The organism is Sanguibacter sp. A247 (assembly GCF_052324925.1).
Taxonomy (GTDB): Bacteria; Actinomycetota; Actinomycetes; order Actinomycetales; family Cellulomonadaceae; genus Flavimobilis.
Map to the genome: position 1 here is coordinate 193821 of NZ_JBQPRE010000004.1, position 15942 is coordinate 209762.

A 15942-nucleotide genomic window follows, 5' to 3' on the forward strand; every position below is an offset into this window, starting at 1 on the left:
ACTCCGTATGTGGCCGGGTTGATCAAGCGCGAGGACGTCGACGCCGTTCGCGACCGCGCACGGATCGAAGAGGTCGTCGGCTCGTACGTCACCCTCAAACCCGCTGGCGTCGGCTCTCAGAAGGGCTTGTGCCCCTTCCACGACGAGCGCACCCCGTCGTTCCACGTGCGACCCCAGGTGGGGCGCTGGCACTGCTTCGGTTGCGGCGAGGGCGGGGACGTCATCAGCTTCGTCCAGAAGATCGACGGGCTCGGCTTCACCGAAGCGGTCGAGTACCTCGCGGGACGCGCGGGCATCACGCTCCGCTACGAAGAGGGCGGCGCGCAGCGGCGTCCCGAGGAGAGCGGCCGGCGCCAGCGGCTCGTCGAGGCCAACCGCACGGCGGCTCAGTTCTTCGCCGAACAGCTCTTCACCCCCGGGGCAGGCCCGGCACGCGACTTCCTCGCCCAGCGGTCCTTCGACCGGACGATCGCCGAGCAGTTCGGCGTCGGCTTCGCCCCCGAGGGGTGGAGCACGCTCCTCACCCACCTGCGCGGACGCGGCTTCACCGAGGCCGAGCTCCTTGCGGCAGGCCTGGTCTCCCAGGGCAACCGCGGCGTGTACGACCGCTTTCGCGGCCGCCTCATCTGGCCCATCCGCGATGTCACGGGCGAGGTCATCGGGTTCGGTGCACGGCGCCTGCTCGAGGAGGACCAGGGCCCGAAGTACCTCAACACGCCCGAGACGGTTCTCTACAAGAAGTCGAACGTGCTCTACGGTCTCGACCTCGCCAAGCGTGAGATCGCGCGAACCAAGCGCGTCGTCGTCGTCGAGGGGTACACGGACGTCATGGCGGCCCACCTCTCAGGCATCGGCCAGGCGATCGCGACGTGCGGTACGGCTTTCGGGACGGACCACGTGCGCGTCGTGCGCCGACTCGTCGGCGACACGTCGTCCGGCGCCGGCGTCCAGCTGGCTGGGGGAGGGTCCACGGGTGGCGAGATCATCTTCACGTTCGACGGCGACGCAGCCGGCCAGAAGGCGGCGCTGCGTGCCTTCAACGAGGACCAGCGCTTCTACGCGCAAACCTTCGTCGCGGTCGAGCCTCACGGCATGGACCCGTGCGACCTGCGCCTCGCGCGCGGTCCGGAGGCGGTCCGTGCGCTCATCGACTCGCGCGAACCCCTGTTCGAGTTCGTCGTACGGTCGACGCTGCGCGCGCACAACCTCAGCCACGCCGAGGGGCGCATCGCTGCGCTGCGTGCCTCAGCGCCCGTCGTCGCAGGCATCCGCGACCGTGCGCTGCGGGCGGAGTACGCACGGCAGCTTGCAGGGTGGCTCGGCATGGAGGCTGACGACGTGCGCCGCGCCGTGTCCTCGGCCGAACGCGCCCAGGGCCAGGCCCGGCACGCCGCGCCCGACGACGTGCCGCAGGGCGCCGTGGTCGCTGACGCCGTCCCGGGCGGCTTCACGGTCCCGGACCGACGCGACCCCGTCGCGCGCCTTGAGCGTCAGGTGCTCGAAGCGGTGCTGCAGCACCCTGGGTCAACGCCTGACGTCTTTGACGACCTCGGATCCGATGCCTTCTCCGTTCCCGCGTGGCGTGCCGTCCACGAGGCGATCCGAGCCGCTGGCGGAGTCCGCTCTGTCGGCGCGGTTGACCCTGCGCGGTGGGTCGCCACCGTCGTCGACGAGTCTGCTGGCCCGGTTGCGGGGCTCGTCGGCGAACTCGCCGTCTCACCGCTTCCTGAGGACCGTGAGAGCGCGGTCGCGGACTACGTGCGTGGTGTCGTGCACGCGCTCGTCGACATGCAGGTGACTCGGCGTATCGCAGACCAAAGGTCCGTGCTGCAACGCACTGACGCAGAACGCGAGCCCGAGGCCTACCAGGCGGCCTTCGCCGAGCTGCTACGGCTCGAGCAGCAACGGCGTCTCCTGCGTGAGACCACAGCCGGGTGAGACCGGCAGCGTGACGTAGCCGAGCGGTGCGGGGGGCCCTGCGAGTGCCCGGTGCAACTTCGACGAACGCGGTGTCGGCTGTAGATTGTCACGGGGCCAACGGCCCGGGGGCATTAGCTCAGTCGGTCAGAGCAGCGGACTCATAATCCGTCGGTCCTGGGTTCAAGCCCCAGATGCCCCACTCGATGCTCACGTGCGTGCGCGTGCCGCATCCCGTCGGGCCGAGATCGGGGTTACGAACGGTGAGGCCGCCCGCCGCCGCGTGCGATGCGGTCGCGTGAGGCGGGCTACCGTGGGGGCATGGCTCTCTTTCGCACCTCGATCCCCGCAACGCAGCTCGATCTTGCACGCCGTACCGTCGGGGAGAAGGCCGTGGCCGGCACGCGGGTCGAGCTCCTCCTGGGCGGTGCAGAGCCGCGCGAGAACGTGCGCATCGAGGACCTTCCCGTGCGATGGGCGCTCGCGACCGCGCACCACGTCATCATCGAGCGCGAGGACGCGCCGCTCGTCCGCCGCTGGTGCGACGTCGACCATGCGGCAGTTGACGCTCAGGCCAACGTCATGACGATCAGCTGGGCGGACGGCACGACGCCGACGCGCCTGCACCTCGTCGACCGTGCGCCCCAGGCGTTCGCGCGCACGCTCCGCGAGCGAGTGGTGGCGAGCGTCGTCCACCGCGAGACCGCCGAGGTCCCCGGCGGGGGAACGGTGCGGGTCGCGATCCGTCGAGACGAGAACGACGAGCTGTTCTCAGAAGTGCTCGGCGACGGGTATCTCGACCTGACCGACCCCGCGACCAGAGCTGTGGTGCAGGCCACGGAGGCGCGGGTGCGAAGCGCGGTCGGACTCCCGCTGTAACGCTGCTATAGTTTTTCTCGGCCCGCTGCGGCAGGCCACGCGATCCCGCGTAGCTCAGTTGGCAGAGCATCCGACTGTTAATCGGACGGTCACTGGTTCAAGTCCAGTCGCGGGAGCAGGTCAGAACCCCCGCCCTCACCTCGAGGGCGGGGGTTCTCTGCTTCTGCGGACAAGGACGCCAACAATTGACGCCTTCATAGCGCGCTCGACGTGCAGCCCTTGGCACCTTTGCAGCGCTATCGGCGTGGAACGCAGCCGGTTCGTAGGCGATCGGGGCCGCCGTCATAGAACTGGTGGCCACCGGGTCTTTCATGTGTTTTTGTGAATCTGGCGGTAGGCCCTATTCTCCTCTCAGCGTCCGATGTGGGCGCGTCCACAGGGGCCGGCGGGGGTCGGCGAAGCGGGGATGGCGCAATGGTGCGTTCTTCTGGTGTGCTGGGTCGTCGTGGCTGGTCGGCGTCGTGTGCGGCGGTGGCTGCGGTCGGGTCGCTCGCGGTTGCCGGTCAGTTGGTGCCGGCTGTGGCGGTGGCCGCGCCTGCCGCGGCTGTCCCGGTGAAGGTGACCTCGGCTGGTGCGACGAGCGAGGCTGCGGACGCGCTGACCGCGGTGCTTGCGGCCAAGCTGCAGGGCTCGCGTGTGGAGGATCTCTCGTCGCGGACGGAGTCCTCCAAGCGGTTCGCGAACCCTGAGGGCACCTGGACGGTGGAGGACTTCGGCCTGCCTGTGCAGGTCCAGGACGGCGACGGCACCTGGCAGGAGATCGACCTGACCCTGGAGACGGGCAGCGACGGCACGATCTCCCCACGCGTGAGCGCCACCCCGGTCGAGATCGGTGGCGGGGCGCCCGGTGAGCTGGGTCGCACCGAAGTCGCCGAGGACGCGTTGCTGGCAGTGACGTGGCCGGGCGGGGACCTGGGTGAGCCGGTGCTGGAGGGGCCGACTGCGGTCTACAAGGTCGACGAGACCTCGGACCTGCTGGTGACGGCCACCCGCACGGGGATGAACGTGCGCCTGCGTCTTAACGAGGCGCCGACCGAGCCTGTGGACGAGGTTGTCCTGGGTCTGGAGGCGCGTGGTGGGACGCTCGTCGAGCGCGAGGGTGGCGTGGCGCTGCTGGACGAGGCTGGTGAGGTGCTGGGGCAGACTGCTGAGCTGGTGGCGTGGGACGACGCAGGTGAGGCTGGCGGTGCGGGGACGGAGGCCTCCGAGGTCGTCGAGCTGAGCCCGGAGCTGTCGAAGGCGACCACGCGGACCGAGCGCGTGGCGGGAGCCAAGCGAGCAGTGCGCAGCCATAAGCTGCGCCTGGGCGTCCCCGAGGGGTTCCTCACCGACCCGGCGACGGTGTATCCGGTGGTCATCGACCCGGACATCTCCTCGATGACGGGTCGTGGGGACACGTGGATGCGTTCGGGCACCGGCTCGAAGTCCACTGACTCCCAGCTCGTTGTCGGCAACACGAGCGCGACGGCGGCGGAAGCCCGCACCTACATCGGCTGGGAGATCGGTGACACCACGCGGCTGCCTGCGGGAGCCGAGATCCTCTCGGCGACGATGCAGCTGTTCCAGTTCGAGGCGAACTCCTGCATCGCGCGCCGGACGAACGTGCACCCTCTGGGGACTGCGTTCAGCGTGAGCGACACGTGGTCGAACCGTCCCACGGCCAAGACGGACACGGGGACCTCGACGTACTTCACCGACAACCGAGGCGGGGGAACATGCACGTCCTCCAACGGCTTCGTCAACGTGCCGCTGACGGCGATGGTGAAGTACTGGCAGGCCAACCCTGCGAAGAACTTCGGGCTCGTCCTCAACGTGCCCACGGAGAACATCGGCAACGAGCTGTTCTCCAAGCGGTACTGCTCGTGGAACGAAGACCCGAGCGCATCGGCGTGCAACCTGCACTCGCGCGGGCCGAAGCTGGCGATCACGTACACCAAGACGCCGCCCGCCCCAGGTATTCCGACGTTCGTGAGCACGGGAACGGCCGGATGGACGAGCAACCAGCGTCCGACGCTGACGACCTCGGGCAAGGACGCCTACACCGACGCCGTGAAGTATGAGATGCAGATCCTGTCTGGGACGACCGTCGCTGCCTCGTGCACGACCGGGCAGGTGGCCTCAGGGGCGGCGGCGTCGTGCACGCCGACGACCTCGCTTCCTGCGACCGGTGGGACGACGTACACGGTGCGGGCGCGCACGATCAACGCGCACGGCAAGGCGTCTGGCTGGTCAGGCACGCGCGCGCTCGGGCTCGACACGGTCGCACCTCCCGCCCCGACGATCAGCGCCACGGGCCTGAGCAACGGGGGCTGGAACGACGCGGCGCTGACCTCGAGCACGTTCACGTACACCGGTGGGACGGCGAACAACGTGGTGCGGTACATCGTCCGACGTGACGGTGGTGCGGAGACGTCGCTGGCCTCGACGAGCTCGGGCCCGGTGACCCATGCGTGGAGCCCGCTTGCGGTGGGCGGGCACACGGTCACGGTGACCTCGGTGGATCGTGTAGGGAAGGTCTCGGCGCCGGCGACGTTCACGTTCGGTACGGGCAAGCCCTCGATCACGGTGCCGGGCGCGGCGGGTGTCAAGGCGACGTCGTCGGTGCGGGTGGAGGCCATGGCTCCGGCCCCGGCTCCCGGGACGACGGTGACCGCCTACATCCGGTGGCGCAATATCGACGCCGGGTCGCAGACGTGGGGGACACCGGCTGTCCTGCCCTCGACGGTCTCGGGCACCACTGTGCGCGTCGCGCAGAACGTAGACGCGCATGCGGTGGCGGTCTGGATGGGTCGTGAGCGTCTGCACACGACACTCGAGATGCAGGTGTACTTCACCTACTCCCAGGCGGGGGCAGGTACGAAGTACACCGATGCGCGGCGGCTGTTCTACGTGCCGCACGCCTTCGGCAACGGCTTCCCGGTCGCGGAGGCGGGACCGGGGCAGGTGGCGCTGTGGACGGGGGAGATGCTCACCTCGGCCACCGACGTGTCGGTGCCGGGGTTCGGGTCGGAGCTGACGGTGTCGCGCACGTATGCGTCCTTCGACAACGCTGCCAGCCTCCCTAGTCCCTTCGGACCGGGGTGGACGGCGTCCTTCGACGGCGCGGCCGGTGGCGCGGCGACCTATGACGTGGAGGACTCCACGGCCTTTGACGGCACGTTCGCGCTGGTGGACGAGGAGTTCAACGCGCTCCTCTTCGCTCACCCCGCAGGCAAGCAGGCGGGTGCTCCTCGCACGGGCCGCTATGTCCCGCTGGACGTGGACACGGCTGGCACAGAGACGACCCTTGACGTCTCGGTCTCGGGGACGACCTACCGGCTGGTGCTGACCGAGGCTGACGGGACTCGGACGACGTGGGTGCGCACAGCGGTTGAGACGTGGGTCGTGGAGTCCGTCCAGGAGCCTGGCAACGCCTCGGCGACGACGTTCGGACGCGACGGCGCAGGCAGGATCACCCGGATCGTTGCGCCTGTGCCAGCCCGCAGCGGGTCGGCGATCACGTGCGCGGCTGGTGCGGAGCAGCCCGGGTGCCGGGTGCTGACGATCACCTATGCGACCACCACGACGGGCACGCAGGTCGCCGGTCAGGTCTCCCAGGTCTCCTACACCGCCTTCGACCCGCAGACCTCGGCGATGCGCACGACGGTCGTGGCGACCTATGCGTACGACTCGGCAAAGCGCCTGGTCAAGGTGACCGACCCGCGCGCGGGTCTGTCGACGTCCTATGCCTACGGCGGCCTTACCAAGGCGGGCGTGCCGCAGCTGGCGTCCCTGACGCCGGCGGGTCTCGCGCCCTACACGTTCACCTACGCGAACCTCACCTCGGGCGGGATGGCCCTGACGGACGCTCTCACAAAGGTTGACCGGGCCGCTGGGACGGGCGTGGCGGCGGCGCGGCTGGCATCGTTCGGGTACTTCGTGCCGCTCAGCACAGGCGCGGATGTCTCGGCGACGTCGGTGGCGCGCTGGGAGCAGCCAGGCGCGCCCACTGCGGCGTTCGTCGTCCTGGGGCAGGACGCCCCGGCGAGCCTCAACGCCCAGGCCCTCAGCGGGACGAATGGCCGCTACGGCTCGTACCAGTACACCGACGCCAGCGGCTACGTCCTCAACACCGCCGACTGGGGTGGGAGCTCCTGGAACCTCACCGCGACCCGGTACGACTCCGGGGGCCGGGTGATCCATGAGCTCGACGAGCGCGGGATCGCAGCGATCCTTGCCGAGCGCGCCGCTGGGCGGACTCCGCTGGTCGACTCCTTTGCGACGCTGACGCGGTTCAACGCGGAGATCAAGGCGGCCACCGCGATCACTCCGGCCGTGGGCGCTGTCGTGCCTGCGGGCACGGTGCTGGTGCCGGCGGGGGCACGTGTCACGGACACGTGGGCGCCTGCGGTCGAGTACACGGGTCCTGACGGCACGGTGCAGCTGGGCCGGTTGCACACGCGCACGACGTTCGACGCGGGCGCGCCGAACTCCGGCATCAACCACAAGACCGGGCTGGCGTGGAACCTTGCGACCGAGCAAGTCACCTACCTCGTGCCTGCCAGTGCCGGCACGACCGACCCGGCCGGGACGGTCGATGTGACCGGCGCCGTGGAGATCTCCCGGACCCGGACGGGGTATGACCCGATCGACGGGGCGAGCGTGACAGGGGAGACCTCGGGCTGGGTGCTGGGGGCAGCCACGTCTCAGACGACGGTGGACCCTGACGCGCCCGACCTGGTGACCCGCACGCGGTTCGACGCGCTCGGTCGCACGCTGGAGGTGCGTGAGCCCACCTCGGACGGCACCGATGACCGCACGACCCGCACGCTCTACTACACCGCCGACGCTCAGAGCGCCGGGGACTTCACCGACGCGCGCTGCGGGGCCAAGCCGGCCTGGGCGGGCATGGAGTGCTTGACGCGATCTGCTGCGGGAACGGCGAAGAAGGCCGAGACGCTCACCGAGTACAGCCACTACATGGCGAGCGCGAAGACGGTCGAGAAGGCTGGGGGCGCCACGCGTACCACGACGACGACCTTCGACAACGCTGGTCGCGAGACGCAGGTCGCAACGACGGCGTCAGGGCTGACGGGCTCGACGGCGCGGCCTGCGACCCGGTACACCTACCACCCGGCCACGGGCCTGAAGACGGAGACCGCGACAGTCGACGGCGCCAGTGTGATCGCGAAGGTGAGTGAGACCTTCGACGGGTGGGGTCGCCAGATCGCCTATGCGGACTCGGTGACGGGTTCGGCGTCGGCGAGCACGACGTATGACGCCGCGGGGCGTGTGGCGTCGTTCACCGACACGCTGGGCCGCGCGACGACCAACACCTACGAGCCCTACACCGGTCGTCTGGTGGGTCAGACCGTGGCGGGCGTGGGGTCGTTCAGTGCGACGTACTCGAACGTCGGGGACCTGCTGACCCAGAAGATGCCGGGCGGCCTCGTGCAGACGAGCACGTATGACCGCACCGGCCAGGAAACCGCACTGTTCTACGCGATCAACGGCGTGGAAGCCTACAGCTGGACCTTGGACCGTGACTCGCAGGGGCGCATCTCGAAGATGAACGGTCCCTCGCCCGACGGGAACGGGCGCGTGCAGTCCTACAGGTATGACCGTCCGGGCCGTCTCACCCAGGTCAAGGACACCGCCGCAGGCGTCTGCACGAGCCGGAATTACACCTTCGACGCCGCGGGCCACCGCACGAACCTCAGCACGAACGTGGGTGATGGTAAGTGCGCGGGCGGCAGCGACGTGGTGCGGTCGTGGAGCTATGACAAGGCCGACCGCGTCCAGAACGCCGGGACGGGCCAGGGCTCCTACGTGTATGACGCGCTGGGCCGTCAGACGCTGGTGCCAGCGGTGGATGCGCCGGGTGGGTCGGACATCGAGATCGCCTACTTCGACGACGACCTCGCAAGGTCGATCACCACAGGGGGAACGTCGACGACGTTCGACCTGGACGCGCTGGCACGTCGCTCGGTGACCACCACCACGGGCGGGGCTGCGAGCGTGGTGACGCGGGTGTACTCCGACACCTCTGACAACCCGACCGGGGCCCGTGAGATGTCTGATGGGGTGACGCGCACGAGCTCGTATGCGGGTGCGATCGCCGGCGACATGCTTTACACGCAGGTAGACTCCGAGGAAGCGACGCTGACGTCGGTGGGGATCGCCGACCCGATCGGCTCGGTCGTGGCCACGCTCACGCTGAGCGACGTCGGCGGTGTGCGGACCGCTCTGCCGGGGGACGGTTCGGGCCTGGCGGTCTATGACGAGTACGGCAACCGCGCTGGCGCTGGGGTGAAGGCCGGGGCGCTGGACTACGGATGGCTGGGTGGAAAGGAACGGGCCTCGGATCCCTCGGGCCTTTTGCTTATGGGGGTGCGCCTGTTCAACTCGGTCACGGGCTTGTTCACCTCTGTCGACCCAGTGGTCGGTGGCAACGAGAGCGTGTATGGGTATCCGAACGATCCGATCAACAAGCTCGACCTCGACGGCAATGCGTGGAACTGGAAAGCAATCGCGATTACGTCAGCGGTCGTACTGGTTGGTGCGGCTGCGTGCATCTCGTTCCCTGCATCGTGCGGGGCCGTTGCTGTTGGCGTTGCACGCGTCGCGGTTGCTGTTGGATCGAAGGTCGCCGCCAGAGCCGCTCCTGCCACGAGGATCTCGAACGTGGCACGACGAGGCCAAAGCTTGCGAAGGTTCCAGCCTGTTTCTGCGAAGGTAGCGAATCGCGCCGGGGCGAAGTTCGTCGGGAGTGGGGCAAAGTCGGGTAAAGTTGGAACTGTCAGTCGAGACGGGCTGCGCCGGTACCGGCCGCCAATGGTGAAGGAGTCGGGGCGAAAGGTGGCGAACTTTGAGACCAGAAGCAAGCCCTCTGGGCGTTGGAACTATCCAAATCGAACATACAACGGGCACCTAGATGTCCGCTGATCGCAAGTCGATGTTTCGTGGAGCTGACCTTGCGGTGGTTTCGGTAGCAGAGATGGAGGAGTTCCGAGAACCGGATGCAGAGTCCTTCGGCAAAGCTGGCGCTCGGTGGAAGACCCGCTTCGGTATCACGATTGTAGACCGCACGATTACGGGCCGTGGTCGCGGGTGGGGGGCTGGCCTAGGTGTCTGGCGAATGCCCCGACGTCGGCACCCTATTCCACTCTGGCTAGGGACTTCTTTCGAAGTCTGTTCCGAGGGCCACCCAAGTCCTTCCAGAAATGCTCTCTCCTGTCGGGAACTCAGCGACGAGGAGGTGTTTGTCGAGGCCGTTCGACGTCTGGCGTCGCTCGAGGGAAGGGTGTTCAGCGGGCAGGAGCTAAAACATGAACTGGGGAAGATCTTCGATGTCTGCGACCCCGACAGTGAAGCTCTCTGAGCTTGATGGCGGCAGTGTCATGTCGTCGTAGCAACACTGCAGGTCTCCGACAGGATCCGATGTGAGACCACGACGCCAGATTAGAGCCTCGGACCGCGCTGAGATCTCGACCGGCCTCAAGGCTGGCTGGGGCGTGCGGCACATCGCTGCGCACCTGGACCGTTCCCCGTCGGTCACCTCCCGGGAGATCAAGCGCAACCGCACCAAGGCCGGCCTCTACAAGATGGTCTATGCCGACGCCCAAGCCGAGCAGCGACGTGGGCGCGCTCAGGACGGCAAGATCGAGTCCGACCCCGTCCTGCGCGCCCGGATCCCTGGGGGCCTCAAGCGTTCCCGCACCCGCGGCAGATCGCGGGTCGCTTGCGTCTGGAAGCGTCCGAGCCCACTGTGGCCACCATGGCTCACTCCACACCTGCCGGCGGTGGGCAGGTCTCGGCCGAGACGATCTACCGCTTCATCTACGCCCTGCCCAGGGCGAGCTCGCCCGCCACGGGGTTATGTTGCGCTCCAAGCGCACCCGCCGCGCCCCGCGCAAGCAGGTGGGTGAGCGCGGTGCGCCGATCGTGGGGATGATCTCCATCGACGACCGCCCCGCCGACGTTGCCGACCGGCGTACCCCAGGGGCTTGGGAGGGTGACCTCATCATCGGCGCGCACGGCACGTCCGCGGCGGCGACGCTGGTGGAGCGCACCACGCGATTCACGATCATCTGCGGCCTGTCCGAGGGCAAGAAGGCACCCGCACTAGCCGATGTGCTCAGCGAGCAACTGGGCGTCTTCCCCGAGGTGATGCGCACGTCGCTGACGTGGGATCAGGGCTCGGAGATGGCCGAGCATGCGCGGCTGACGGTCGCGGCGAACCTGCCGTTTGACTTCGCCCATCCACACTCGCCGTGGGACCGGGGGACGAATGAGAACAGTAACGGCTTAATTCGCGAGTGCCTGCCCAAGGGAACGTACATCACCAGCAACCAGGCCTACCTGACGATGATCGCTGACGAGCGGGGCGACCGGCCGCGGGCGTCGTTGGGGCTCTTCACGCCGCGGCAGAAGTTCCCCGAGCTCCTGCGGGCCGGCGTTCCCTCGACGCCTTGACACCGCCGCGGACACGGTTGGAGGTCCGAGGGAACGGCCACGCGTTGACCTACCTACAGGCCCTGGGAGCCGGGCTCATGCGGTCCGACGTCGCTTGCTGAGACCTGCTTGTGGAGGGCGCCGAACGGCGCGGATGTCGCGGACGGGCGCTCAGCGCTCGGCGCGCGGGCCAGATCGGTCCAGGTCGCGAGGCGTGTCGCTTCGGCCTCGGCAGGTCGAGGCGCGAGCGGAGAGGGGTGCTCGACGTCGTAGCGGTCGCGGTAGACGGCGATCGCCGCGAGCAGTTGCTCGCGGCCCGGCAGGTGCGGGTCGATGTGACCCGCCCACGGGGTCGTCGCCGCGGCTTCGACAAGGACGCGGGTTCGTTCGGTGATGTGTTCGGCGTTGATCGCCAGGGCATCGTCGAGACCTTGGTCCTGGGCGCGCACAGGCCGGATGAGATCCTCGAGCTCGACGTCGGTCGTCAGGTCGATGCCGGTGAGGTGGGCGTACTTGCGCAGGCGCGCGGCCAGGACGGCGGCAGCGTCTCGCATGTGCTCGAGTCCGTCGGCGCCGAACTGGGTCAGGAGCTCGTCGACGTCGACGTCAGCGTCGGTGAGCCGGTCGACGACGACCCCGAGAGCACCCAGTCTCGGTGAAGAGGTGACGGCAGCCGCGTCGGTGGCTGGCATCGCGGCCGTGATGCGCTCGATGAGCGCCGCGCGTCCCCGTTCGACGCGTTCGCCAGCGGCCAGGGACAGCAGCAGGTCCCGCTCGGCGTGCAGGCGCGAGAGCGAGTGGTGCTCGCTCGTCCAGCGCTCTGAGGTCTCGTGGGCGGTGAGCTCGGCCCCCGAGGTGGAGATGATGCGTTCCAGCGTGGAGCGCCAGGTGTCGAGGTCGGCAGCAGCGAGGAGACGTTCGCGGTCGGGCTCGGGGTCTTGCTGACCGACCCAGGTGGTGTTGGCCTTGCGGCCGCGGGTTATGGCGACGTAGTAGGTCTCGCGGGTCATGGAGGTGTCGGAGGGTACGACGACGTGGCCGATGTCGACGGTGGTGCCCTGGGCGCGGTGGGCGGTGATGGCGTAGCCGAGTTCGCCGTGCTCGGCGAGGTTCGCGCGGGGGATGACGAATGTGGCGCCGTCTTCGGTGTCGGTGCGTTGGGCGTGGACCTTGGTGCGGGTGATGGAGGTGATGCGTAGCGGGGTGCCGTTGCGGATGAAGTCCCCGCGGGAGTCGAGCAGAGTGCGGTCAACCTTGCGGTAGAGGACCTGGTCGCCCACGCCGGCGTCGGCGCCGGCGCGCAGGCCGGTTCCTGTGGAAGTACAAGTGGGACATTGCGCTCACGGTGGCCGCAGTTGTGGTGTCCGCGGCGGGTGGTGCGCTCCTCGCGGCGCGGGTGGCGCGGGCTGGCAGCATGGTGGTGCGGCATGCTGCCTTCACCAACACCCTCCGAACGTCCGCGAGATATGGTCGCCATGCGAAGAGTGGCTTCAGTGCTGCAACTAAGAAGTGGGCTCAGAGGTCGGTGGGGAAGTCGTGCTCCTCGTGCGGGCGCGTCATGACCAAGCCGTCAAAAAGCGTTAAGGGAGTCAAAAAGGATATGTCCCAGCTAGAGGTGGACCATATTGTTGCGAAGTCCCGTGGGGGTAACAACTCATCGTTCAATGCCCGGCCGCTGTGCGCGAGGTGCAACAACATCAAGGGGGCGAGGTAGTGGCCCCCAGGGGCCCGCTAGGGCGCCGTCGCCGGGCGATCCGGCCCGGCGAGCTTGTTCAAGTCGATCGAAGAGTTCTCCTAAACGACGCGCAGGTTATTGCGATTGCCCGACTTGATGTGGCACATTGGGTTTTGCTTTCGGATGTTGACGATATGCCGGAAGAGGTTTTTGAGCCGACTCACTCTGACCACGTCCTCGATATTTCGCCGTCGGTTGGGCGTGTTGCCTTAAGGGTCGGTGAGTATGCCATCCGAAGGCGGTCCGCGACGGATTCCGGGCGGTGGCATGTGTTCTACGGTGGCTCTTTTGAGCAGATCGGAGAACTGTTTGACGGAGGCGTAGTCCTGGCTCAGCAGCGTGCGCTGCCCGGTTAGCGCTGGCGACGAGCCGGACGGCTTCCAGTTCGTAAAGAGCGTAGACGGCTACTGGCACGACGACAGTCACGTCTTTCAACGCGAAGCGCTCGCCTGGAACTGACTTGCCCATGTTGGCGCCTCCCGAACTGGCCTGGCCTTCGTCAACTTCGAAAGTACAGAGACCCTGCCAGCTGGTTGACGCGGGAGACATGAAACCACCGGTGCCTCGACTATCAGGGGTCGAGGCCCCATATCGATGGTCGCCTCGTGGCGGGCTCTATTGTTGTGCGTCACTCAACTCGGAATAGATAATGCTGTTCGTGGTAAGTGCGCCTGGTGAGGACTCGGGTCCATCGGTCGTGGCGCCTAGTGTCAAGGCTTCGTTCACGGACACCGTGTCCGCGAGGTGGCTCCACGCCGCCAGTCGACGAGCCCCTCACTGACTGGCCGAGGTCCGAGCGGTGAGGGGTGCTCGACGTCATAGCGGTCGCGGTAGACGGCGATTCCCGCGAGCAGCTGCTCGCGGCCCGGCAGGTTCGGGTCGACGTAGCGCGCCCACGGTGTCGTCGCCGCGGCTTCGACCAGGACGCGGGTGCGTTCGGCGATGTGTTCGGCGTTGATCGTCAGGACCTCGTCGAGGCCCTGGTCCTGAGCGCGAACTGGCCGTACGAGATCCTCGAGCGCGACGTCGGTCGTGAGGTCTATGCCGGCGACGTGGGCGTACTTGCGCAGGCGCGCGGCCAGGACGGCGGCGGCGTCGCGCATGTGCTCGAGTCCGTCGGCCCCGAACTGGGACAGAAGCGCCTCGACGTCGACGCCAGCGTCGGTGAGCCGGTCGACGACGACCCTGAGAGCACCCAGTCTCGGTGAAGAGGTGACCGCAGCCGCGTCGGTGGCGGGCATCGCGGCCGCGATGCGCTCGATGAGCGCCGCACGTCCCCGTTCGACGCGTTCGTCGGCGGCTAGGGACAGCAGGAGGTCTCGTTCGGCGTGCAGGCGCGAGAGGGAGTGGTGCTCGCTGGTCCAGCGCTCTGAGGTCTCGTGGGCGGTGAGCTCGGCCCCCGAGGTGGCGATGATGCGTTCCAGCGTGGAGCGCCAGGTGTCGAGGTCGGCAGCGGCGAGGAGGCGTTCGCGGTCGGGCTCGGGGTCTTGCTGGCCGACCCAGGTGGTGTTGGCCTTGCGGCCTCGAGTCATGGCGACGTAGTACGTCTCGCGGGTCATGGAGGTGTCGGAGGGCACGACGACGTGGCCGACGTCGACGGTGGTGCCTTGGGCGCGGTGGGCGGTGATGGCGTAGCCGAGCTCGCCGTGCTCGGCGAGGTTCGCGCGGGGGATGACGAAGCTGGTGCCGTCTTCGGTGTCGGTGCGCTGGGCGTGGACCTTGGTGCGGGTGATGCGGGTGATGCGTAGCGGGGTGCCGTTGCGGATGAAGTCGCCGCGGGAGTCGAGCAGGGTGCGGTCGACCTTGCGGTAGAGGACCTGGTCGCCCACGCCGCCGTCGGCGCCGGCGCGCAGGGTAGCGAGCTGGGTGATGTCGACCTCGCCTGTGGCGCGTCGGTCGAGGGTGAAGCACTGGTTGAGGTCTGAGACGGCGGCGTTGGTTGCGGCGATGAGGATCGTGGAGCGTCCAGCGGCCTGGTCGTCGCGGGCGGCGGCGTAGGCGGCCTCCAGAATGTTCTCGTCGCTGCCGGCCTTGATGCGGTCGTGTGCGAGGTAGGTGTCGATGACGTCGATGTTCCCGGCGCGCAGTGCGAGGGAGGAGGTGGGTTCCCAGTCCTTGTTGTCGGCCCCGTCGAAGCGCCACACCGAGTCCAGCGCAACGGTCGCCCCGCGGCGTTCGAGCCAGCCCAGGACGCCGCCGGCGTCGACGGCGTCGAGCTGGGCGGGGTCACCGACGAGCAGCACCTTGGCTCCCGCGTTCTCGGCTTGCCGTGCGAGCTCGGCCAGTGCGTGCGTGCCGGACATGGACGCCTCATCCACGATGAGGAGCTGGCCGCGGGTCAGCTGCCAGGACTCGGCACGGGCCAGGGCCTTAGCCAGCCCGCGCCGGGCGCCGGCGTGCAGGTGGGGGCGGGTCTCGTCGGCGAGGACCTGGTGCATCTCGGCGATGAACGTCGCGCGCTGCTCGGCGCCGGGCCCGGCGGTCTCGTGCAGGCGCTTGGCGATCGTGGTGGTCTCCACGCCGGTCTCGGCCGCGAGCACGGCGGCAGCCTGCGCGGAGGTGGTCACGCCGACGACCGAGCCCGGGCCGTGAATCGCCTCCCACGCTGATCGCACTGCGCGCATCGTCGTGGTCTTGCCCGTGCCGGCAGGCCCCACGATCGCCGAGAGGCCGGCCGGGTCGGCGAGCACGGCGCGTGCGACGCGCTCCTGATCCTCGGCCAGAGCGAAGCCCTTCTCGGTCAGCTGCGCAGAGGACGCGGCAGCGACCAGACGGGCGGCGTCGACGTCGGTCAGATGGGCGGCGGTCGCGGTCTGGGTGCGGGCGAGCAGGTAGGCCTCGGCGTCCAGGATGGTGTGGGACTGCTGCACGGATAGGTGACACCCACCCGTGGTGCTGACCAGCACCGCTGAGAGGATGTCCCCATGTCCAAGCGCTATCCCCGCGAGTTCCGCGACGACGTCGTTCGCGTCGCCCTG

The 15942-nt window shown here is 68.5% G+C and carries 6 protein-coding genes, 2 tRNA genes and 1 pseudogene; 7 read left to right on the forward strand and 2 right to left on the reverse strand.

Annotation, left to right across the window (positions count from 1 at the left end; all coding sequences use genetic code 11):
- Window positions 1-9: 9 nt before the first annotated feature.
- From dnaG to ACTVCO_RS11010, 6 genes and pseudogenes are all read left to right on the forward strand, one after another.
- Window positions 10-1938 (forward strand): DNA primase, encoded by a 1929-nt coding sequence (gene dnaG / locus ACTVCO_RS10985; protein WP_443728470.1) that lies wholly within the window; start codon window positions 10-12, stop codon window positions 1936-1938.
- A 107-nt stretch (window positions 1939-2045) separates the two neighbouring features.
- Window positions 2046-2119: transfer RNA gene (locus ACTVCO_RS10990), tRNA-Ile, on the forward strand.
- 119 nt (window positions 2120-2238) lie between these two features.
- Window positions 2239-2796, forward strand: coding sequence for a hypothetical protein (locus ACTVCO_RS10995; RefSeq protein WP_443728471.1), 558 nt, complete (start codon window positions 2239-2241; stop codon window positions 2794-2796).
- 43 nt (window positions 2797-2839) lie between these two features.
- Window positions 2840-2912, forward strand: a tRNA-Asn gene (locus ACTVCO_RS11000).
- A 298-nt stretch (window positions 2913-3210) separates the two neighbouring features.
- On the forward strand, window positions 3211-9720 hold the full coding sequence (locus tag ACTVCO_RS11005; RefSeq protein ID WP_443728472.1) for a DNRLRE domain-containing protein: 6510 nt from the start codon (window positions 3211-3213) through the stop codon (window positions 9718-9720).
- A gap of 497 nt (window positions 9721-10217) precedes the next feature.
- A pseudogene (locus tag ACTVCO_RS11010) lies at window positions 10218-11250 on the forward strand (IS30 family transposase).
- 53 nt (window positions 11251-11303) lie between these two features.
- On the opposite strand, the gene ACTVCO_RS11015 reads toward ACTVCO_RS11010, so the two are convergent.
- Window positions 11304-12509 carry a hypothetical protein gene (locus ACTVCO_RS11015; RefSeq protein WP_443728473.1) on the reverse strand — a complete coding sequence of 402 codons (1206 nt, stop codon included), beginning with the start codon at window positions 12507-12509 and terminating at the stop codon, window positions 11304-11306.
- A gap of 320 nt (window positions 12510-12829) precedes the next feature.
- Between ACTVCO_RS11015 and ACTVCO_RS11020 the strand changes: the two genes are divergently transcribed.
- Entirely contained in the window at window positions 12830-12943 is a 114-nt protein-coding gene (locus ACTVCO_RS11020) for an HNH endonuclease (RefSeq protein WP_443728478.1), read from the forward strand.
- A 743-nt stretch (window positions 12944-13686) separates the two neighbouring features.
- Here the strand turns inward: ACTVCO_RS11020 and ACTVCO_RS11025 are convergent.
- The gene (locus ACTVCO_RS11025) at window positions 13687-15834 is read right to left on the reverse strand and encodes an ATP-dependent DNA helicase (protein ID WP_443728474.1); all 2148 of its coding nucleotides are present in this window, start codon (window positions 15832-15834) and stop codon (window positions 13687-13689) included.
- Between the last annotated feature and the right edge of the window lie 108 nt (window positions 15835-15942).